General features: G+C 54.5%; 20 protein-coding genes. 12 read left to right on the top strand and 8 right to left on the bottom strand.

The genetic code is table 11. The annotated features are described in order from the left end of the window. Positions 1-33: 33 nt before the first annotated feature. Together A8990_RS10815 and A8990_RS10810 are read left to right on the top strand one after the other, a co-directional pair. Positions 34-2,355 carry a glycoside hydrolase family 3 N-terminal domain-containing protein gene (locus A8990_RS10815; RefSeq protein ID WP_116189038.1) on the top strand — a complete coding sequence of 774 codons (2,322 nt, stop codon included), beginning with the start codon at positions 34-36 and terminating at the stop codon, positions 2,353-2,355. Between the two features lie 3 nt (positions 2,356-2,358). Continuing rightward, positions 2,359-5,577 carry an alpha-mannosidase gene (locus A8990_RS10810; protein WP_116189037.1) on the top strand — a complete coding sequence of 1,073 codons (3,219 nt, stop codon included), beginning with the start codon at positions 2,359-2,361 and terminating at the stop codon, positions 5,575-5,577. A gap of 86 nt (positions 5,578-5,663) precedes the next feature. On the opposite strand, the gene A8990_RS10805 is transcribed toward A8990_RS10810, so the two are convergent. The 3 genes from A8990_RS10805 to A8990_RS10795 form a co-directional block, all read right to left on the bottom strand. Beyond that, the gene (locus tag A8990_RS10805; protein ID WP_220376802.1) at positions 5,664-5,912 is read right to left on the bottom strand and encodes a RidA family protein; all 249 of its coding nucleotides are present in this window, start codon (positions 5,910-5,912) and stop codon (positions 5,664-5,666) included. Between the two features lie 418 nt (positions 5,913-6,330). Beyond that, positions 6,331-6,546: a hypothetical protein gene (locus tag A8990_RS10800; RefSeq protein ID WP_116189036.1), complete on the bottom strand. Its 216-nt coding sequence runs from the start codon at positions 6,544-6,546 to the stop codon at positions 6,331-6,333. A gap of 18 nt (positions 6,547-6,564) precedes the next feature. Beyond that, on the bottom strand, positions 6,565-7,155 hold the full coding sequence (locus tag A8990_RS10795; protein WP_116189035.1) for a DUF3238 domain-containing protein: 591 nt from the start codon (positions 7,153-7,155) through the stop codon (positions 6,565-6,567). Positions 7,156-7,340: 185 nt separating this feature from the next. Here A8990_RS10795 and pdaA point away from each other — a divergent pair, with 185 nt between their 5' ends. After that, positions 7,341-8,126 (top strand): delta-lactam-biosynthetic de-N-acetylase, encoded by a 786-nt coding sequence (pdaA, locus tag A8990_RS10790; protein WP_116189117.1) that lies wholly within the window; start codon positions 7,341-7,343, stop codon positions 8,124-8,126. 61 nt (positions 8,127-8,187) lie between these two features. Here the strand turns inward: pdaA and A8990_RS10785 are convergent, their stop codons facing one another. Further along, the gene (locus A8990_RS10785; protein WP_116189034.1) at positions 8,188-8,796 is read right to left on the bottom strand and encodes a MerR family transcriptional regulator; all 609 of its coding nucleotides are present in this window, start codon (positions 8,794-8,796) and stop codon (positions 8,188-8,190) included. 308 nt (positions 8,797-9,104) lie between these two features. Here A8990_RS10785 and A8990_RS10780 point away from each other — a divergent pair, with 308 nt between their 5' ends. Then, positions 9,105-9,485 carry a CD3324 family protein gene (locus tag A8990_RS10780; protein WP_425463898.1) on the top strand — a complete coding sequence of 127 codons (381 nt, stop codon included), beginning with the start codon at positions 9,105-9,107 and terminating at the stop codon, positions 9,483-9,485. Between the two features lie 200 nt (positions 9,486-9,685). On the opposite strand, the gene A8990_RS10775 is transcribed toward A8990_RS10780, so the two are convergent. Further along, positions 9,686-10,642 carry a prohibitin family protein gene (locus A8990_RS10775; protein ID WP_116189033.1) on the bottom strand — a complete coding sequence of 319 codons (957 nt, stop codon included), beginning with the start codon at positions 10,640-10,642 and terminating at the stop codon, positions 9,686-9,688. Positions 10,643-10,771: 129 nt separating this feature from the next. Here A8990_RS10775 and A8990_RS10770 point away from each other — a divergent pair, with 129 nt between their 5' ends. Beyond that, positions 10,772-11,008, top strand: a complete 237-nt coding sequence (locus A8990_RS10770; protein WP_116189115.1) for a DUF6953 family protein — start codon at positions 10,772-10,774, stop codon at positions 11,006-11,008. 30 nt (positions 11,009-11,038) lie between these two features. Here the strand turns inward: A8990_RS10770 and A8990_RS10765 are convergent, their stop codons facing one another. After that, positions 11,039-11,749, bottom strand: a complete 711-nt coding sequence (locus A8990_RS10765) for a DUF421 domain-containing protein (protein ID WP_116189032.1) — start codon at positions 11,747-11,749, stop codon at positions 11,039-11,041. A 63-nt stretch (positions 11,750-11,812) separates the two neighbouring features. After that, the gene (locus A8990_RS10760) at positions 11,813-12,121 is read right to left on the bottom strand and encodes a hypothetical protein (protein WP_116189031.1); all 309 of its coding nucleotides are present in this window, start codon (positions 12,119-12,121) and stop codon (positions 11,813-11,815) included. A gap of 98 nt (positions 12,122-12,219) precedes the next feature. Between A8990_RS10760 and A8990_RS10755 the strand changes: the two genes are divergently transcribed. After that, entirely contained in the window at positions 12,220-12,933 is a 714-nt protein-coding gene (locus A8990_RS10755; RefSeq protein ID WP_116189030.1) for a pirin family protein, read from the top strand. Positions 12,934-13,802: 869 nt separating this feature from the next. Here the strand turns inward: A8990_RS10755 and A8990_RS10745 are convergent. Continuing rightward, positions 13,803-14,522: a Crp/Fnr family transcriptional regulator gene (locus A8990_RS10745; RefSeq protein ID WP_425463900.1), complete on the bottom strand. Its 720-nt coding sequence runs from the start codon at positions 14,520-14,522 to the stop codon at positions 13,803-13,805. Between the two features lie 234 nt (positions 14,523-14,756). On the opposite strand from A8990_RS10745, the gene A8990_RS10740 reads away from it, so the two are divergent. From A8990_RS10740 to A8990_RS10720, 6 genes are all read left to right on the top strand, one after another. Next, a complete protein-coding gene (locus A8990_RS10740; RefSeq protein WP_116189027.1) occupies positions 14,757-15,089 on the top strand; it encodes a COX15/CtaA family protein in 333 nt (110 codons plus the stop codon). 2 nt (positions 15,090-15,091) lie between these two features. Beyond that, positions 15,092-15,250: a hypothetical protein gene (locus tag A8990_RS31515; protein WP_181909508.1), complete on the top strand. Its 159-nt coding sequence runs from the start codon at positions 15,092-15,094 to the stop codon at positions 15,248-15,250. A 129-nt stretch (positions 15,251-15,379) separates the two neighbouring features. Next, positions 15,380-19,030: an Npt1/Npt2 family nucleotide transporter gene (locus A8990_RS10735; protein ID WP_116189026.1), complete on the top strand. Its 3,651-nt coding sequence runs from the start codon at positions 15,380-15,382 to the stop codon at positions 19,028-19,030. Positions 19,031-19,091: 61 nt separating this feature from the next. Further along, the gene (locus A8990_RS10730; RefSeq protein ID WP_147306796.1) at positions 19,092-19,580 is read left to right on the top strand and encodes a hypothetical protein; all 489 of its coding nucleotides are present in this window, start codon (positions 19,092-19,094) and stop codon (positions 19,578-19,580) included. A gap of 161 nt (positions 19,581-19,741) precedes the next feature. After that, entirely contained in the window at positions 19,742-20,329 is a 588-nt protein-coding gene (locus A8990_RS10725; protein WP_116189024.1) for an HD domain-containing protein, read from the top strand. A gap of 7 nt (positions 20,330-20,336) precedes the next feature. Beyond that, entirely contained in the window at positions 20,337-20,750 is a 414-nt protein-coding gene (locus A8990_RS10720) for a hypothetical protein (RefSeq protein ID WP_147306795.1), read from the top strand. Positions 20,751-20,927 lie beyond the last annotated feature (177 nt).

Raw genomic sequence — 20,927 nt, 5'->3', positions numbered from 1 at the left:
TGTCATTATCTTGGGGAGATTGGGGAGAGGATTATGCTGTATAAGGATGCTGCGAGGCTGCCTGCTGAGCGGGTGAAGGATCTGCTGGCGAGGATGACGACGGAGGAGAAGATCGGTCAGCTGACGCAGCCCTTCGGCTGGAAAATGTACGACAAGCAACAAGACGGTACGATTGCGTTCAGTGAAGAGTTCAAGCAGCAGGTTCGAGCGGGAGGGATTGGCTCCCTCTACGGTACGCTTCGCGCGGACCCGTGGACGGAAGTGACGCTTGAGAACGGGCTGTCTCCGGAGGAAGGCGCACGCGCGGTCAACGAAATTCAGCGTTATGCAATTGAGGAATCCCGGTTAGGCATTCCGATTCTGTTCGGGGAAGAATGCTCGCACGGCCATATGGCGATTGGCGCGACGGTATTCCCTGTGCCCTTATTGATCGGAAGCACATGGAACGTGCCGCTCTATGAGGAGATGTGCCGCGCGGTTGCGCTCGAGACGCGCAGCCAAGGCGGCGCGGCGACCTATTCGCCGGTACTCGATGTGGTCCGCGATCCGCGCTGGGGCCGTACCGAGGAATGCTTCGGCGAGGACCCGTATATGATCGGCGAGATGGCGACTGCGGCCGTGAAGGGGCTGCAAGGGGAGCGTCTTGATGGAGAAGCGAGCCTCATTGCGACGCTGAAGCATTTTGTCGCGTATGGCGCTTCGGAAGGCGGACGCAATGCGGGGCCTGCGCATATCGGCAAGCGCGAGCTGCATGAAGTGGACTTGTATCCATTCCGCAAAGGCGTGGAGGCCGGCGCGATGTCGATTATGCCGGCGTACAACGAGATCGACGGCGTGCCATGCACCTCGAACGACGAGCTGCTGAACGGGGTGCTGCGCGAGGAGTGGGGCTTTGACGGGTTCATCATTACGGACTGCGGCGCCATTAATATGCTGGCGTGGGGTCATGATGTCGCCGCCAATGGTGCGGAAGCTTCGGCTATGTCGCTGAAGGCGGGCATCGATATGGAGATGTCCGGCGCGATGTTCGCGGGGCATCTGCAGGAAGCGCTGGACCAAGGCCTGATCACGGAAGCGGACTTGGATAAAGCGGCAGGCCGCGTGCTGGAAGCGAAGTTCAAGCTGGGCTTGTTCGATCGCCCGTATGTTGATCCGGCGATAGCAGCGAAGGTGATTGGCAGCGAGGAACACGCAACGCTAGCACGTGAAATTGCACGCCAAGGGATTGTACTCTTGAAAAATGAGGGAGGCGTGCTTCCGCTCTCGAAATCGGGGTTTGTTAGCGGCAGCGGCAGCGGGAAGGTTGCGGTCATTGGACCCAACGCGGACAACGGTTACAATCAGCTGGGCGATTACACGTCGCCGCAGCCGAAGGAGCACGTCGTTACGCTGCTCGCCGGAATTCGCGAGGCGATTGGCGAGGAGCGCGTATTGTATGCGCCGGGCTGCCGCATTCAAGGCGACTCGCGCGAAGGCTTCGCTTCCGCGATTGCAGCCGCGGAGCAGGCGGATGTGGTCGTGCTCGCGCTAGGCGGGTCCAGCGCGCGCGACTTTGGCGAAGGCACGATCGACCTGCGCACAGGCGCATCGGTTGTATCGGGCCTCGCGATGAGCGAGATGGAGTGCGGGGAAGGCATTGACCGCACGGGCCTGCACTTGATGGGCGTGCAGCTGGAGCTGGCACAGGCCATTCATCAGCTCGGCAAGCGGCTCGTCGTGGTGTACATCAACGGCCGTCCGATCGTGGAGCCGTGGATTGACGAGCACGCCGATGCGATCTTGGAAGCTTGGTATCCGGGGCAAGAGGGCGGCGGCGCGCTGGCTGATATTTTGTTCGGCGATGTGAATCCGTCCGGCAGACTGACGATCTCCGTACCGAAGCATGTCGGTCAGCTTCCGGTGTATTATTACGGTAAGCGCAGCCGTGGCAAGCGCTACTTGGAGATGGACGTGAAGCCGCGGTATCCGTTCGGCTACGGCCTCAGCTACACGACGTTCGAGTATAGCGATTTGACGCTGTCTTCGGAGCAGATCGGAGCTGACGGCGAGGTGGTTGCTATGGCGAACGTGACGAATACGGGCGAGGTCGCAGGCGTTGAGGTTGTTCAGCTCTACGTTGGCGATAAAGTCAGCTCGATCACGCGGCCGGCGAAGGAGTTGAAGGGCTTCACACGTGTTGCTTTGGAGCCGGGAGAGACGAAGGCGATCAGCTTCACGATTGGCCGGGAACAACTGCAAATGCTTGACCGGGACTTGAAGCCAGTCGTGGAGCCTGGGGAATTCGAAATTATGGTTGGACGAAACGCAGAAGACGTAATACGTGCAACGCTTGCCGTTGTACAGGATGAGGTGTAGGAAATGTATCGAATTCATCGTTTTATCCGGAACTTAACGGAACGCCAATGGGCAGAGCGGATGCCGCTCAAGGACTGGGAAATGCGCAAGGTGCGCTATATATTGCCGGGGCAATATGAACCGTTAGATGGCGGTGAAGAGTTTACGGTTGAGCTCAGCGCTGATTTGAAACTCGACGGAAAGCATGGAATTACTTATTTTCTGAAGAAGCAAATTACGATTCCTGCCGAGTGGGAGCATGGAACAGCCGGTTTGACGGTTAACGGCGGCGGGGAAGGGCTGCTGCGCGTGAACGGTGCTTCCTATCAGGGTCTGGACCGCAATCATAATTTTGTACCGTTGTATTTGGACGGTGCAGGCCTTACACCGCTGCTTGAGATCGAGCTGTACGATCCGATTCCGGAGCCGTTCGATCCGCTGAACAATCAAGAGACGAAGGCTCAGCCGATCTCTCAGTATGACATTACGCTTGTTCGTGTGAACAAGCCGGTGCAGAGCTTGCTCCGCACTGTGCAGGCTATGTATGAAACGACGCGTTTGCTGCCCGAGGATTCTTCTGCGCCTGAACGTCAGCAGCTGCTGGACTTGCTGTACGATGCGATGCGAGAGGCTGAGTGCTTGTCGGAAGCGGAGTGGAGCGGCGGCGAGCGACTTGCTGAGATTGAGAACGCGCTGGCTGCGCGTGTGCGCGAGCGGTTCCCAGCGGGGCCGCTGCAAGGGAAGATGCATATGGTTGGGCAATCGCATATCGACATCGCGTGGCTGTGGCCTGTCCGTGAGACGGTGCGCAAAGTAAGCCGCACGTTCTCGACGATGACGTCGCTGATGGAGGAGTATCCGGATTTCGTCTACTCGCAGAGCCAGCCGCTGCTGTATGCCTGGGTGAAGGAGCGGGACCCTGCACTCTATGCGAAAATCAAACGGGCCGTCGCCGAGAATCGCTGGGAGCTCGTCGGCGGGATGTGGATTGAGCCGGACCTGAACATTCCGAGCGGCGAGTCGCTCGTTCGTCAGCTGCTGCACGGACAGCTCTTCTACAGCGAGGAATTCGGCAAGCGCGCGACTATTGAATGGCTGCCGGATACGTTCGGTTATAGCGCATCGCTGCCGCAGCTGCTGAAGCTGGCGGGCATGGACTATTTCATGACGACGAAGCTCAACTGGAACGACACGAACAAGTTCCCGCATGAGCTGTTCCGCTGGGTCGGCATCGACGGAACTGCGATCGTCTCTTACTTGAATCACGGCGTTAATGAGCATACGCGCCCCAAAGATGTGAAGGAGCATTGGGAAGCGTACCGCCAAAAGGATAAACTCGGCGAGCTGATGCTGCTCTACGGTCATGGCGACGGCGGCGGCGGCGTTACGCGCGAGATGGTGGAATTCGTGCACCGCAGCGACCTTATGCCGGGCCTTCCTGTGAGCAATTTCAGCACAGCCGGCGCGTTCTTCGATTCGGTCTCGCAGGTGGCGGAAGAACTGCCGGAGTGGCATGGCGACCTCTACTTGGAGCTGCACCGCGGCACGCTAACGACTCACGGACGGAATAAACGGTATAACCGCAAAGCCGAAGTGTTGTACCGGGATGCTGAAATTTGGAGCACATTCGCGCGGTTGTACGCTGGAGCTTCGGATGACGTAACCGCGGCCGCAGCCGCGGCTGCGGCTGTGAAGTCGCTGGAGAAGGGCTGGAAGCTGATGCTGCTGAACCAGTTCCACGATATCATTCCGGGTACGGCGATTACGGAATCGTATGTGACGTCTGCCGCGGAGTATGAGGAAGTATTCGCAATCGGTAAGCAGGAGCTGAACCGTGCGCTTCGTACGATTGCGGGTCAGGTTGTTGCAGGCGCTGGTGTTGGTGCTGATACTGATGCAGGTGCTGGCGAGGGGACGCCGTATGTCGTGTTTAACAGCCTTGGCTGGGAGCGGGACGAGACGGTTCTGATCGATGGTGACCTGGAACTTGCCGGCATGCGTGCATACGATGAGGCGGGCAATCTGCTCGGCTCAGATTGGATTGCCGGAGCGGAGGGCGTGAAGCCTGCCTTGGCGGTTGCAGTGAAGGGCATCCCGGCTTTCGGTTACAAAACGGTTTGGCTGCGCCTTGCCTCCGAGCAACGTGAAGCTGGAGTTGCCGGTAGCATTGGCGCTCATCGTGAGCAGGATTTGAGCGCGTGGGAAACGCCGCACTACAAGCTGGAGTTTAACGAGCGCGGCGAGATTACTCGTATGTACGATAAAGCGGCGGAACGTGAAGTTTTGCCGGAGGGTTCGAAGGCGAACGAGCTTCAATTCTTCCATGACAGACCGCTGTATTGGGATGCGTGGGATATCGATCCGAAGTACGAGCAGCATCGCGCAGGGGCGGCTGAGCTTGTGGAGCGTAAAGTCATCGTCTCCGGCGAGGCGCTTGATATTCTGCGGTTCGAATGGCGCTTGAACGAATCGCGGATTACGCAGGATCTCGTGCTGTATCACGGGGAGAAGCGGATCGATTTCAAGACGCGCGTGCAGTGGCATGAGGACCATAAGCTGCTGAAGGTCGCGTTCCCGGTTGACGTGCTCGCGACCAAAGCGACGTATGAGATTCCGTTCGGCGCGTTGGAGCGGCCGACACACCGGAATACGAGCTGGGAGCAGGCGCAATACGAGGTGTGCAGCCACCGCTGGGCGGATGTTTCGGAAGGCAGCTATGGCGTCAGCTTGCTCAATGATTGCAAGTACGGCTACGACATTAAGGATAGCGTGCTTCGCCTGTCGCTGCTGCGTGCGCCGAAATGGCCGGATGCGGCAGCTGATCAGGGCGAGCACGAGTTCACGTACTCGCTCCTGCCGCATGCGGGAGATTGGCGCGCGGCAGATGTCGTTCGCCGGGCAGCCGAGCTGAACAGTCCGGCGGTTGCGGTTGCAGCCGGTGCGAGCGCGGCCCGTGCAGGCGGCGGATTGTCGTCGGCTGGTCAAACGCTGCTGCAGCTGGACAGCCGCTCGGTTATCCTCGATACCGTGAAGCAGGAGGAGCGCGGAACGGGTATGATTCTGCGTTTCTACGAGTCGACGGGCAGCCGCGACCGGATTACGCTGCGCCTGCCGGCATCGGCGAAGCGGGCGAGCATCGTCAACCTGCTGGAGGACGAGCTCGAGCCGTGCAGCATCAGCGCGGACGGCACGATCACGTTGTCGTTCAAGCCGTTCGAGATTAAGTCGGTTAAGGTGGAGTAGTTTTTATATGTGAACATGTAAAAGGATGCTGCGATGGCAGCGTCCTTTTACATTTCAGGTTATATTCATTGCGACATAGAAAATGATTATGAGATATGAGCTATTGCATCGATTTGCACCATGAATCCCATATTAGCAGCAGGTGCTATCGTTCTTGCGGGGTAGGGCTCGGAGAAATATTCCTTATAAATATCGTTGAAGGGGTCGAACTCAGCACCTTCACTTAGAAATACAGTTACTTTAACAACATCTGATAATTTCGCCCCAGATGCCTCTAGAATGGCTTTGAGATATGGCTTGGGAATATGGCATGCCACCAGGCTTTTGAGCGTCATTTGTGAAAATCACTTCTTTCATGTTACCCCTCCTATGAAAAAACTGAACTCCTTCAATATTCGGCCTATGGATAAATTTACCTGCTAGCATTTGCGATGATTGGCGGCACAGACCAAGCGAGTGGACTGCTATATGGGAAAAATCCACTCATTTTCGCCGAAAAAGTACAATTTGTCATGCTGTATTGGATTTTTTCTACAAAAAAACTGCTCAGCGCCGATTTTGGCGCCAAACAGCTCAGAATGAGTGGATATCTCCAACATAGGAGCGTGAAAAGCCGATTTTCACGTTTCTATAGTGGAAATATCCAATATAGCCATGAGGTATAGCCATGAGGTATAGCCATGAGCGAATCGCAGGTCGCGAACCGCGAATAGAGGTCTGCTCTTCCAGAGCCCTGTCGCGGGCCTCAGCCGCCTACCGCTTCCGAATCTCAAAAAACTCGCACGCCGCGCGGTCGTGGTACGCCACGTCGCTGACGCTGGATTGGCTGACGACGGTGTTGTCGTCGAAGCGGACAATGACGCCGTCGGAGTCGACGATGTGATCGTCTTTGTAGACGCGAAGCCGGAACTGGCGCTCCATCGCCTCGGTGAAATCTGCATCCGTTACTAGTCTGCGGTACAAAGCCATAGTCGCCCCTCCTTTATTTTATAGTGACCGCTCGAAATGGTATTCCATCTCGCCGTCCATCGCTTCAGGTGTATCGTCCGTCACGCGAAAATCATGCGTATACAGCTGCTCGAAGTCGCCGAAGTCCACTTGCTTGTAGAACTCGAAGCAAGGGAAGCCGACATGGCTGCCTCGAACCGTGGCCTTGCCGTCTTCTTCATGCACGGTAATGTGCACCTCATAATCCATCGTCGGCGCATCCGCCCTAAGCGGGTCTGCCACGCTCGCCTTCATAACGAACGAGCAGGTCATAGCGCCCCATGTTTCACCTTCGACCGTCACGCCATCGATCGGCGCTTTGCCTTGCTTCATCTCGGTCAAGCCGCCTGGCATCGTCTGCCGCAGCGACGTTAAGCCTGTATTCGCGAATGCGAACAGCTTGCGCTTCACGAAATCAACGACGACCTCCTGCTCCACGCGCGAACGTCCCGTATTTACAGTCTCCGGCGAGAACTCGCGCGCATCGCCCGCATATTCGTATGTAATCCCGGTTGCCGGATCTGTTATGGCCGGAAGCCACTGCAGTCCCCCGATAAACACGCTGCCGCGGATTTTAACAATCGTAGCCATCCTGCTCTGCCGCCTCTCCCATCAAGAACATTTGCTTCGCCTATTCTAACATAGAACTATGGCTCACATAAATTCCCGCACATGGTGAAATCCTACTCTTAAATAAAGCCAAGCATGAAAGTGGGGAATCCATAACGATGACGATGCGAAAAAAACGAGCCGTGCTCAGCGCGACCCTGACAGCGATGCTGCTTGCACTACTGCTGACGACCGGTTTATCTGCACATGCAGATGCGAATGAGAATGAGAATGCAACTGTGGCACCAACCGGCGGACCGTACCATTTTGGATTCAAGAAGAGTGTGGGAGGCGCGCTGCCTTCTATTAAGGAGGAAGGTTTCCAGCCGATCCTTGAGCAGCATGGGGCGATCTTTCTAGGGGATACGAAGCAGAAGGAGCTGTATTTGACGTTCGATAACGGTTACGAGAACGGCTATACGCCTCGGATTCTGGATGTGCTGAAGGAGAAGAGCGTGCCGGCGATCTTCTTCGTAACCGGCCATTACGTGAAGGACAAGCCTGAGCTGGTGAAGCGCATGGTAGCGGAGGGACATCTGGTCGGCAACCATTCCTGGAGCCATCCGGATATGAGCGTCATCTCCAGCACCCAGATCAGCACGGAGCTGTCGAAGGTGAAGACCGCTGTCGCTGAGCTGACCGGACAGCAGGAAATGACATATTTGCGCCCGCCAAGAGGGATCTTCAACAGCAGAGTGCTGGCGGTGAGCAAGGAGCAGGGGTATACGAGCGTGTTCTGGTCCGTCGCTTACCGAGACTGGGAGCCGAGTGCGCAGAAGGGCTGGCGTTACGCGTACGACAATGTGATGAAGCAGCTGCACCCCGGCGCGGTCATCCTGCTGCATTCCGTCTCGAAGGACAACACGGAAGCCCTCGGTGCAATAATCGACGCGGCGCGGCAGCAAGGATATACGTTCAAGCCGCTGAATGAGCTGGCGACGAAGAGCTATTAAGACAAGAAAGCCCGGCCCCACAGGGGGGACCGGGCTTTAACTATATCAAGACGAAGACGACCTAGAACCAAACGAACAATGAACGGAACAAGCCGCGCTTGCGTGAAGGCGATCCATTGGATGATGACGCTGCTGTCTCGGCTGCTGCTGCTTGAAGTTCTGCCATCGATGGCTTGCGAGACATTTCGATGGATGTGGCAAGCATATCAACCATGCGGCGCAGTTCATCAAGCTCCTCGCGGTGCTGCAGCACTTGGGCGACGACGACCTCGTCGGCCTTCTGGTCCAGCCTGCGTTCGACATTGCGGAGGCGGGTCTGAAGATCTGTCTGCTCAAGAGTGGCGGCAGCAGCTGCGACTTCTTGTACCGCCTCATTCATTGCTGATGCGGACTCCTGCAGCGCCTGCAGTTTTATGAGCTGCTGGGCATTTTCATTCTCTGGTTCGGGCTGAGGCTGAGGCTCGGGCAGCACGATCTGATCCATCGTTTCGCCGCGTTCCAGCGCTGCTTTAATCAGGCCAAGCATCGCGAGATCCTGCGGTGTGAAGATATAGTGTCCGAAGCGGTCCTTTTGGAAATAGTGCGGGAAATAGGAAGCCCAGCGTTTGACCGTCGTTTGGCTCACGTTCAGCGACTCAGCCGCATCCTTGCTTTTAACAAGTTCCATCATTCCAATCACTCCGTTCAGATGTAGTTTATATCGATATTCGCGGTCCGAAAGCCGGTCCCTGCACGGGTGACAAAGGAAGTGCTCATTCGCTAAACAAAGTGGTTTTGCGCGTGTTATCGCGTTTTCATGCACAGCTGCATAACGAAGAAAGCAGGAGTTCGAAGCATGGCGACGAATAGGGTGAGTGAGGAGTTATAGAAAATAATTCCAAAAAAAACAAGACGAAAGGAGGAGATGCGAATGTTGAATGCAATATTCACTAGAAGCTCTATGCAAGGTCTACACTATAAACAACGGCGGTTGTTTGTATGGAGCTTCAGAAACAGCTTGACCGCCTAGTTTGCAGGATAGACTTTGCTGCCTTAAAGATTATAAATTTTAAGGAGCAGAGCGATATGAAAAAATATAGGAATGCATACGTTATTTTCCCATCGGAATTATTGAAGGAAATACAGAAATATGTAAGCGGCGGAATGGTGTACATACCAGCGCCTGAAGGTACAAGGAAGCAATGGGGAGAGAACTCCGGCGGCAAGCGAATGCTTTCGCTGCGAAACGAAGAGATTCGCTGCCACTTTGCCAGTGGGATGACCATTGATGAGCTCTGTTCACAATACTGTCTCTCCAGTGATAGTATCAAAAAAATCGTCTATAACCGGAGCAAACCGGCAAAAGCCGCATCGGACTAACCATCTGATGGGGCTTTTTTTATTGTCTGAATCCTTCCCGCGGGCTGTCATAAACGGTTCCTAATCGTTTGTTATCTATAATCGGCTAGATCGACCTCGTATACTGATCTTATTCGGGCCGAATAAATGATTGAAAAGCTAAGCCTTTCTTAGCATTAAAGAGGCGCAGGATTAAGCTCCTGCGCCTCTTTGCCTACCGCCTATTTGCTGCTGCTGTTGCTGCTGTTCGAGCCGTCCGCAGTCGCTGCCGCTGCATCATCCGCAGCCGACTGATCCTCGCTGCTCGTGCCAGGTACACTCACGGCCCTGCTGCTGCCGCTGCCGCCCGCAAGTGAGTTGACGTCGATGAACGGCGTCGCGCCGCCTGTTACGCTTGGCAGACGGCCGTCCCACTTATCGACCGCCATCTCCTGCACCTCGATCTGCTTCAGCTGGATGAGCTCCGGCGTTACTTCCTGCTTCTTCAGCTTGAGCGATTCCGCATCCGCTTGCGCCTGCGCAACCTTCTGCTTCGCTTCGATCTGCACGCGCTTCAGGTCGTTCTCGGCTTTCAGCGCTTGCTGCTGCGCGACTTGCTTCGCCTCGATCGACTGGTTGAACGCATCGGAGAACTTGAAGTTCACGATGTTAATATCGGCGACGATCAGGTTGTACTTCGCAAGCCGCGTCGTCAGATGTTCCCTCACTTCGCCTGCCACAATATCACGCTTCGCGATGAGATCCTCCGCCGGATACCTTGCCGTAACCTCCTTCACGATCTCTTGAATCGCCGGATTGACGATGACGCTGTCGAACGATCCGCCAACGTTGTTCATCAGCTTGTAAGCCGCTGCTTTATCTACGGAATAGTTGACCGCGACATGCGTGGACACCGGCTGCAAGTCCTTGGAAGAAGCCGACGTATCCGTCTCTGCTTTCGTTACCTGCACGTTCACTTGGATGATGCTCTGAACGAATGGGATTTTCATATGAATGCCTGGCGACAGTATGTTATCATTCAGTTTGCCGAACGTTTTGTACAGACCGACGTTGCCGTATTGGACAGTGGCAAAGCCGTTAAAAGCGACGATCAGGCCGACGACGATCAGGACAGCAAACCAAATATAAGCTCGAATATTCACTCTGGCTTTCCTCGGATTCGGTTCGACGACTTGCATAAGTGTACCCCTCCACGATCAATTTTTGGTGATACGGGCTGTTATTCATAGGTATGCGTTTGATAAGGATACATACGGGGTTTCCAGGTAAAGGTAACAATAGATTTGAGTGAAGGATGTGTGAAAATGATGGAGCATACGGCACAGGAAGTGGCGGAGTGGATGCTGAAGGAGCTGCAAACGGCGGGGATTCTGCGTCAGGAGCAGGCGGTGGCTTATATTAAAGCGCATTACGGCGAGCGCTTTATTTACGTCAACGAGAACGGCAATGAGTCGATCGACAAAGAAGTGAAGAAAATATTTAAAAAGCTGCACGGCGGGCGCGCAGCTTGGGAGCGTGACGGGTTTTTCTGGGGCTGGGTGTAAGGTTGTAAGGTGTTGGACTGGGGGCGGCGGCTACTCGGTGTTGATCGGATGCTTCAACTGGTCATGGTACAAATCGAAGTACACCGTTCCGTCCGTTCCGCGTACCGCATAACAGACATCATCGAGCGTTAATCCCCGGCGCCGCATCTGCTTATTCAGCCAGTCCATATCAAGTCCGCTGTTCTCCATATTGGTAACGGCGGGCTTGCCGTCCATGATGAGCTCGACGGGGAAGCTGTTTGTGGCAGGTGTCTTCACGCCAAGATCTTTCTTCGTCACCTGCCGGAACTGCGGCTTCTTCAGTACGGAAATCTTGCCGTTCAGTTCGAGCACCGCATACTCGACTTCATTAATGTCGAAAATATCTTTCTCCCGCAGCTCCTGATTGAGCGTATCGAGCGTGAAGCGCAGCTTGCGGAGGTTATGCTCCAGAATCTTGCCGTTCTCCATGACGATGGTCGGCTTGCCTGACACCCACTTGCGCAAATGCCGGCTTCGCAGCGATATGACGGCAATGAGGAAAGCGATTCCGCTGAACGTCAGCAATGCCGTAATCTGATTCCACGACTTCAAGTCGGTGTTGAAGGCCAAATTCGCCGTAATTGCGCCAAGCGTGATGGTAGCGACAAAATCGTGATAAGTTAACTGGGTTAACGTTTGTTTGCCGATTATGCGCGCGATAATCATGATGAGAACGAATGCGGCAATGGATCGGATAATCGTTTCAATCGTAGTATTCATGTGTTTTGAACTCGCCTCGCTGCTAGCAGAATGTTCCACTAGTGTAACCGCGCGATGGAGGTCTTAGACGTTGTAATCGATTTTGCCGTCTGCAAGAATGGTTAGTTTCGCATCGGCGTTGTTATATTCGACGAGTCCGTGTGTAGAATAATACCATGTCTTCTTGTCGACGGCGCCGTTCTCGATGACGAAGATGTTCAGCTCATCGTTATGCCGGCAGAGGTCCTCCGCAATCTGAGCGTCCGCAAGGTCAATGGTCAATTTCCAGCCTTCGCGGTCGCCTGCAGGTACAATAGTAAAGGTCACTTCATGCTTCTTCGAATCAAGAAATAAACGGCCGCCGACAGTGTGGCGAATGTACAAATGGTCCATAATGATCCCTCCTTGACAAGGTCAACTATAGCACACTATCATACTTACATAAAGTAAGTGAATATAAAAAACATAAGCATAGAAGGAGTGCTCCACTCATGATTACGACGTATCCGGCATCATCCCGGTATTCGGGGGACCACGGTTGGCTTCAGTATAATTTTAGTTTTTCGTTCGCGGATTATTACGATCCGAACAACATGAATTTTGGCCCGCTGCGGGTATTTAACGAGGATTATATTCAACCTGGCAAAGGATTCGGCACGCATCCGCACCGCGATATGGAGATCGTGACGGTTGTGATCAGCGGCGAGCTGGCGCATGAAGATAATACGGGCGGCAAGGAGATCCTGCGCGCAGGCGAAGTGCAGCGGATGACGGCGGGAACGGGCATCCTGCATTCCGAGGTCAATTCGTCGAGCACGGAAGTGGCGAACATCATGCAGCTGTGGTTCCTGCCAGAGGCGAAGGGGCTTACGCCTTCTTATGAGCAGAAGGCTTACGATCAGGAGGCGATGGTCAATGCGCTGCTGCCGATCGTGTCGAACCACATCAAGGGTGAGTCGATTGTGACGATCCATCAGGATCTGTCGATCTACCTGTCGAAGCTGGAAGCGGGCAAGACCGTAAACTTCAGCCAAGCACCTGACCGCAAAATCTACCTGTTCGTCTACGAAGGCGACGTTACGCTGAATGGCACGAACCCGCTGAACCGCAGTGACGCAGCGCGCATCACGGAGGTGACGGAGCTTGCGATTACGTCGGCGAACGGCGGAACGTTTATGCTGATTGACTTGCCGGGGATTGGCTGAACTTTAATTCTTGGTTCAAAGGTACAGACCCTCATCATTTGGAGGAGCTGTACCTTTTTCTATTACTCCTGGAGGAATAAGAAATATCCGTCTGATTTCTTCAATATCAGCTTTTCTTCTGATTCTTCATTGGGTATGGAATAAACGTTCCGTTTTTGATTGGTCCACGTGGTCACGAATCCTATTTTATTTCCTACATCGCCGACTCTCAGCAGCGAAACGGCCGGGATTTTGGCTGAGAGTGGGATTATCCGATTCGCAGCACGCAAATCCCGCGCGCCGAGCACAAATCGAGGCGCAAGAGCTCCAAATCGGCACTCTCGGCACCGAAATCGCGCGAAAAATTGCTGATAGATGCAATACCGCTCACGGCGGAAATGGCGAAAGTAGCTGTTTGGTGACTACATGCGGGGAAAATGGTGGTGGAGCGAAAAAGAAGCTGGTTTGGTGGACTACATTAGTGGAATTTAGGTGGTTTGGTGGACTACAATTAGTGGAATTTCGGCGGAAATGGCGAAAGTAGCTGGTTTGGTGGACTATATGTGGGGAAAATGGTGGTCGAGCGAGAAAGAAGCTGGTTGGTGGACTACATGCGCTGGAAAAGCGGCGAAACCTAGCAAAGAAGAGCCTCCAGGTATCTACATTAGCGGAAAAGTGACGAATCTGAGCAAAGAAGGCCCTCCAGGTATCTACATTGGCGGAAAAGCGGCGAATCCGAGCGAAGAAGGGCTTCCAGGTATCTACATTAGCGGAAATGCGTCGGGAATGGCGAAAGAAGCTGGTTTGGCGGGCTGCATTAGCAGAAATGCGCCGAAACCGCGCGAAAAAGAAACTGAGAGACCCAATACGGGTCTCTCGGTTTCCTCTCCTCAAACCCGGCAAATCTCCTTCGGGCATTTCTCGCAGAAGCATAGACTGCGCAAATACTCGAGATTCTCGATGACCAGGTAGCCTTTGTCATTAGATATGATCTGGTCCTTCTTCAAATCACTTAACATCCGATTGACGCTCTCGCGCGTGGTTCCGATCATGTCGCCGAGCTCCGTGTTCGTCAGCTTCCTAGTGATTTTAATATGTCCTTCCGACGACTCCACGCCATACGTGTTGACAAGCCGAATGAGCAGCGAGCAGAGCGCGCCGGTCTTCCCGAACAGAATGAGATCGCGCATCCGGGTCTGCGTCATCCGGTGCATGAGCCCCATCCACTTCATAAACTCCACGGCAAATTCGCCATGCTGCGATAGCTGTGCCTCCAGCGCTTTGCGCGGAATCATGCCAACCACGGCATCCTCGATTACCTCTGCGCCGAACGAATGCGCCGATTCGTGGAACGGATCGACCTGGCCGAACAGATCCCCCTGCTGATGCAAGTAGATGGTCAGCTGTCTCCCGTCATCGGTTGCTTTCGTAATCCGTACGCTGCCGTGAACGAGAAAATAAAGCTTGTCGGCCGGATCGCCTTCCCTGTATATAAACGAGCCTGCACTAAGCTTGCACTCTTGCATGACGTTCTTCAATCTGGATAACTGCACGGCGGAGAAGCATGCCGTGTTTGGCGTTCCAACGTGCTGTCCGTTTGCCAAGCTCAGCCCTCCCGTAAACACTTTGCCTACATCATAACTCAGAATGCGCCCTAGTGATGTGATGAAAGTCACACCAATCGGAACATTTTCACCCATGTTGATAAATAGTCGAAAAGACTTGAACGATGTTTGACCGCGGCGGAGAATGTGACGGGAATCACACGTTCTAGGGCGAGGAAGCGATTAAGATGATGCCAGATTAAGTAGCAGCGCAATGTAGCACAAAGGAGTTGACAGCATATGATTCAGAATAAGCAGGGGAAGGGACTAATCCGGTTAGGGTGGCTGACCGTCCTTGTCGTCTATATCGTGAATCTATCCGGGTTCGTCGATACGTTGACCGGTTCGGTTACCGGCTGCGGGAAGAGCTGGCCGCTATGTAACGGGTCGATCGCACCGTGGACCTGGGATATCCATGCTTGGATTGAGTTCACTCATCGCGCGCTCGTTTTCTCCATGACGGTGATGGTAATTGCCCTTGCTCGTGTGACGAACATCACTGCATCCTTGGGCACGATCTGCTTTAATAAAGGTGTGTATGTAACAGATCAATCCGCCCTGGAAGGAGACTGAAGATGCAAACAATTACTTGCGAGCATTGCGGGAAAGTAAACGGTCATGGCGAGGTCGGTCGGAGCTGGATCTGCGAGGACTGCAGAGTAGATGAACGCGGCTTCGTTTCGCCGGAAGAGCCTGCGGAAGAAGAACAGACCCCCCCGCCTGTTAGTGAATAGCCATCTATAAATCTTGTATGAGGGACTGCCTATCAGGCAGTTCCTTTTTCGATTTTCTCTAGTTCCCTAGAACCAGATTTTTGGTATAAAATAGAGAAATATGCGAGTTGCGATTAAGGAGCTGCGGGGATGAAAATCAAATCAGGGATGATCGCCCAAACGATCCAGAGGTTCGGAGAGGACAAGGAAGAATACACGAAGGTGCTGTTCCTGGTCCTCTATTTATTTGCCATCACTTCGGCTTCGACGATTGGGCGAACGGCAGCCGATGCGCTGTTCCTGTCCCACTTTGGCGCCTCGCAGCTGTCGTTTATGTATGTGCCGCAAGCGGCAGCGCTTATTCTGATCGGCTTTCTTTTTCAACGAATTAGTCCGCGGTTTCGGCTGGACCAGCTCATTTATGTGCTGATTCCGCTCCTTTCATCGCTCGTGCTTCTCTCGAGGCTCGGTGTGGGGCTCGATTTCAAATGGGTGTATCCGGTCATCTACGTCGGTTATGACGTGTTTAACTTCCTGATGGTCGTCTGCTTCTGGCAGTTTGCGACCTCGGTGCTGGATCAGCGTAAAGTAAAACGAACGATTGGCCTCGTCGGCAGCGGCGGCTTGATCGGCAGCATCGTCAGCGGTTTCGGGCTGAAGGCCGTCGCTCCGCTCGTGGGCACGTCGAACCTTATTTTCTTCTATGCGGGCATGCAGCTTATTGCGCTTGTAGCGGTTATTCAATTGAGACGGCGCTCGGATGCGAGCGTATTCGCGGTTCGCAAGCAGAATCAGCAGGCTGGCTCATCATCGAGGAAGAAGCAGGCGGCCAAAGAAAGCAAGGGCGGCATGTTCCACAACGTACCGCATCTGAAGTACGTCGCAATCATGTCGGCGGCGCTCGTCATCACGCTGACGCTGATCGATTATCAGTTCAAAGTCATCCTGAAGAGTACGCTGCCCTCTGATGCCCTCGCCGGCTTCATGGGTAGCTTCTACGGTTTCTCCGGCTTGCTCGCCCTGTTCGTTCAGTTGTTCATCGCTGGCAAGCTGTTGACGCGATTCGGCGTTATGGCGGCGATTCTAGTGTTCCCGATCGCCCTGTTCACAGGCAGTCTCGGCGTCCTGCTCATGCCGGTGCTGGCTATGGTCGTCATCGTGAAGGGCAGCGACAAGGTGCTTGGCGATACGATCAACTCCTCCGTCAATCAGCTCATCATGTTCCCGGTTCCGCCGGAGTGGCGTAATCAGGCGAAGAGCTTCCTCGACGGCATCGTCCGCAACGGCGCTAAAGGCGTAGCGGCGATCAGCCTTATCGGGCTTTCGCAGCTGCTCACGACGCAGCAGTTCAGCTATGTTATTCTGGCTCTGCTGTGCGTCTGTATTTTTGCAGCGGTGAAGGTCAAAGGCGCTTACTTGAAGGCGCTTCTGTCCACGTTGAAGACGAGAGGGCATGATCTGCAGGAAGGTCAGCTCGACCTGATGGACCCAGCTAGCCTTGCTGTATTAACCGGGACGCTGACGCATCCCGATAAGGCACAGGTGCTGTATGCGCTGAAGATTTTGCAAGAGGTAGACGGGTTTGACCTGATGCCGCATATGGAAGGACTGCTGCAGCATCCGGCGCAAGAAGTGCGCGTGGAGGCCCTTCGGTATATGGAGCGGGTTCGTCCGGCAGGGCAAGAGGAGACGCTCCTTGCACAGATTCAGCAGGAGGGCTCTAGCCACGTTAAGGCAAGTGCGGTGTTGGCGCTGTCTGCGTATGCGAAGGAAGAGTACCTGGACGAGATTACAGAACGGCTCACTGCCGAGGATATGGATTTGAAGTCCGCCGCGATTGCGGGCTTAATTAAGTACTATGGCATTGATGGAATGTTCCGCGCCGTCGGTACATTGAAGCAGCTTATGGAAAGCTCGCACGAAGACGAACGGATGAAGATGGCGATTCTGTTCGGGCAGATTGGGATCCGCGAATTCTACAAGCCGCTCATTCCTCTGCTCAAGGATGATTCGCCGCAGGTTCGCAAATATGCGGTGCAGTCGGCTGCGATGCTAGGCGTGGCGGAACTTGTGCCGCACATCGTGCCGCTGCTGCAGCATAACGAGACGAGAGAGCCGGCGGTTGAAGCGCTCGCCGCATATGAAGAGAAGACGATTTTGCCGCTGCTAGTGCTGTATTTCGAGCAGGATGCCGTCGTGCTATATTTGCCGAAAGTATTCGAGCGCATCGGCGGCCAAGCGGCATTCGACGTATTGGTGGAGCGGTATCCGGCATCCAGCTTCGATCTCCGGGACAAGCTGCTTGAGGCGATGGCGCGCATGCGCAAAGGAATCTCGTTCATCGATTCGAAGCGGATGGAGATGCATATCTATCTGGAGCTTGATCTGTACTGGAAGTTTACCGCGTATCAGCGGGATATCGGCGCAGTGGATGGTTATCGTGAAGTTGCCGAGACTATTGAGCAGTCGCGTTTTGCGATGAACAAACGGATCTTCCAGCTGCTCGGCTTTATTTACGATGCAAGCACGATTAGCGCTGTTTATGTGAATTGGACCGAAGGTCAGGCGCGTCAGCAGGCGAATGCGGCGGAAGTTATCGATCAGCTCGTCCAGGGAAACCTGCGGATGGAGCTGGCGAAGCTGATGGCTGCACCGCAGAGTATTGCTGCGGGGAGCGCGGCTGGCTCTGGCGCGGGAGCTGCTCGGGAGCAGGCGGTGCTTCCGAATTTGGCATGGCTGTACGATCAAGGCGATGAGTGGCTGTGCCAAGTTATTCAGTTTGCCGCTGCTAGACGCGGTAAGCGGATTGCCGACGGAGCTATATCAGTTGGTGCCGGAGCAGGGGAGTCTGGGGCTTCGGCGGCGCAGGTGGACGAAGTGTGGCTTGGCGATCAGATGGAGCGTATCTCCATGCTGAAGTCGGTTTCGCTGTTTGAAGGGCTGACAGGCAGAGAGCTGGCGGCATTCGCGCTGCGGATGGAGCAGCTTGTCTATCCGAAGGGCAGCACGGTGTTCAGTCAGGGCGATCCTGGCGATGCGTTATATATTATCCGCAGCGGCAGAACTGCTGTGTACCAAGGCAATGACAAGGTAAACGAGCGCGTCGCGGGCGAGACGTTCGGGCAGACCGCCATTCTTACGCATCGGATGCGCACGGCGACGGTTGTGGCCGAGGAGGAGCTCGTGCTCTTGCGGCTGGATTCGGCAGCCTTCTATGATGTCATGTTCGACCGCACCGGCATCGCGCTTGAGATGATGCGGCTGCTCTCGCGGCGGCTGCGCTCGAAGCTCGCGCGCACGGCGGCTGCTCCGGCGACGACTGCGGAGCAGGAAGTGGCAGTCTCGGTAGAGGCGGCGGATGAGGAAACGGCGAATGCGCATCTGATGCAGAGCGAGACGATTTTGCGGCGGGTGCTCATCTTGCAGAAGATCGAGCTCTTCGCGCGTCTATCGCAGGAGGATGTCATCAAGCTTGCGCAAGTTGTGGAAGAAGTGGAATATGCACCTGGCGAATCGGTGTGCCGGGTTGATGATTACGGCGATACGTTGTACGGTATCATAGAGGGAAGCATTCGTATTCATAAAGGCAGCGAGACGTTCGCGACACTTGGCGAGGGCGAGTATTTCGGCGAGATGGCAGTTATCGACAGCGGACTTCGTTCGGCAGACTGTACGGCGATTGACCGGACGGTCGTGCTTCAGCTGCACCGCGATCAAGTCTTTGCGTTATGCTTCCAAAATATCGACGTACTGAGAAGCATGATGCAAGTGCTTGCGGACCGTCTGCGGGGCATGCTGTAAGCTAAGCTGGCTTGACGTGCTGCGGCGGGTCACGTCTTGAAGGGATGGAATTATTTTTACGATGAAAAGGTTAATGCAAATGGTTGTACTGGTGTTCGGCCTCGCGGTGCTGCTCGCTGCGTGCGGAGGCAAGAGCGAGACGCCTTTGTCGGTAAGCGATAAGGTGAGCTCGACCGATCTGAGCGCAGAGCAGGGCGGAGACGTGGAACTCGGCATGACCGAGAAAGAGCTTGTCGACAAGCTGGGCAAGCCGGAGCGGACCATGAACGATGGCGGCCGGACGTTCCTGTTCATGTACGAAGACTATCAGTACACGACGATGGACAGCAAGGTCATCGGGTACTCGATCGGGCCGGAGGTCGCGACTGCCAAGGGGCTGAGGCTCGGCGATACGAAGGAACAAGTGCTGAAGCAGTACGGCGACGAGTACTACACGCTCGGCGATTCGATCGGCTATATCGATAAGACGAAGCGGTTGTCGCTGGATTTTAAGCTGAAGGATGACAAAGTGGTTGCGATTAATTTGACGTCGCTTGCGCTGTACGAATAGAAGTGAGTAAAGCCCATTCCTGGATGCTGATGTCCGGGGATGGGCTTTTTGTTATTGAACGGCAAGTCCTTGAGCGTCTGACGGTCCGTTCACCTCGTTAATCGTGTATACTATTAACTAAATTCTGTCAAATCGGCAGGCTGGACGATAGGAGTGATCGTATGGAAGACAATTTTAGCAAGCAAATGGCGTTTCTGATTGAGATCGACAAGCTGAAGCGAGTGGAGCGCAGAGCAAAGATTATGAGCGGTGATCGGCTTGAAAATGACGCTGAGCATACATGGCATCTCGCTATGATGGCGCTGGTGCTGCAGGGGCATGCCAATGCGGAGGTCGATCTGCTGAAGGTGCTGCGGATGCTGCTCGTTCATGATTTGGTCGAAATCGACGCTGGCGATACGTTTGCCTATGATACGAAGGGCAATGAGGATAAGTTCGAGCGGGAAATGAATGCGGCTAAGCGGATCTTTGGGCTGCTACCGGAGGAACAGGCGGCGGAGCTGAAGGAACTGTGGCTGGAGTTTGAGCGTAAAGAGAGTCAAGAAGCCAAATTTGCCAGTGCGCTCGATCGGCTGCAGCCACTCATTCACAATCATCATAATCATGGGGATACGTGGCAGAAATATGGGATTACGAGCGGTCAGGTGTTAAGCCGAAATCGGGAGATTGCGGATGCCTCGGATAGACTGTGGGAGTATGCGCAGGAGTTGGTGCAGAAGTCGGTAGATCAGGGGTTTTTGCAGGAGTAGTAAAAGATTGCTTGGGGGACTGGGGGAAGTCGCGATGCATCTGAAGCCGCACAAAACAATCGGTCTGCTTGTTGTGCTATTCGCAGTGCAATTCACGCTGGCTGTCATTCGGTTGGTGACCATGGATCATCAGATGATGCCGGCGATATTTGGCTTTATCTTTTTTCTCGCTTGCCTTGTCTTGTTTGGGCTGCTCGTTGTGCTGCTGATCGATCTGTTGACCGAAGCGAGGCGAACGATTCGAGGCCGGATCGTGAAGAAGGAAGGCCGGATCATTCACGTGCTGCGGGACGACGGTAAGTTGAAGCCTTACAAAATCATTGTGCCTGATGTACTGGAGAAGCTCCATGCCGATCATAGAGTCGAGATCGTGTGCACGAATTTGGCGAACATTCCGAGTCGGATCACGGTTGTTGAGTGAGAGTCGGGAAATCCGACACTCGTGCATGAAAGTGGCGATTCGCGCTGCTGAGAGTCGAGAAAACCGACTCTCGGAGGTGCGAAGCCGGGGATTTGCATGGTTTGAGGTGCTGAGAGTCGGGAAATCCGACTCTCAGTTCGAGATTTGGGCGATTTCTGCGCTGAGAGACGGAAAATC

Origin of the sequence: Paenibacillus taihuensis, from assembly GCF_003386535.1 — a bacterium.
In the GTDB taxonomy this organism is placed as follows: Bacteria; Bacillota; Bacilli; order Paenibacillales; family Paenibacillaceae; genus Paenibacillus_Z; species Paenibacillus_Z taihuensis.
Note: the sequence above shows the minus strand (reverse complement) of the source record. Positions and strands in the feature narration are given on the sequence as shown.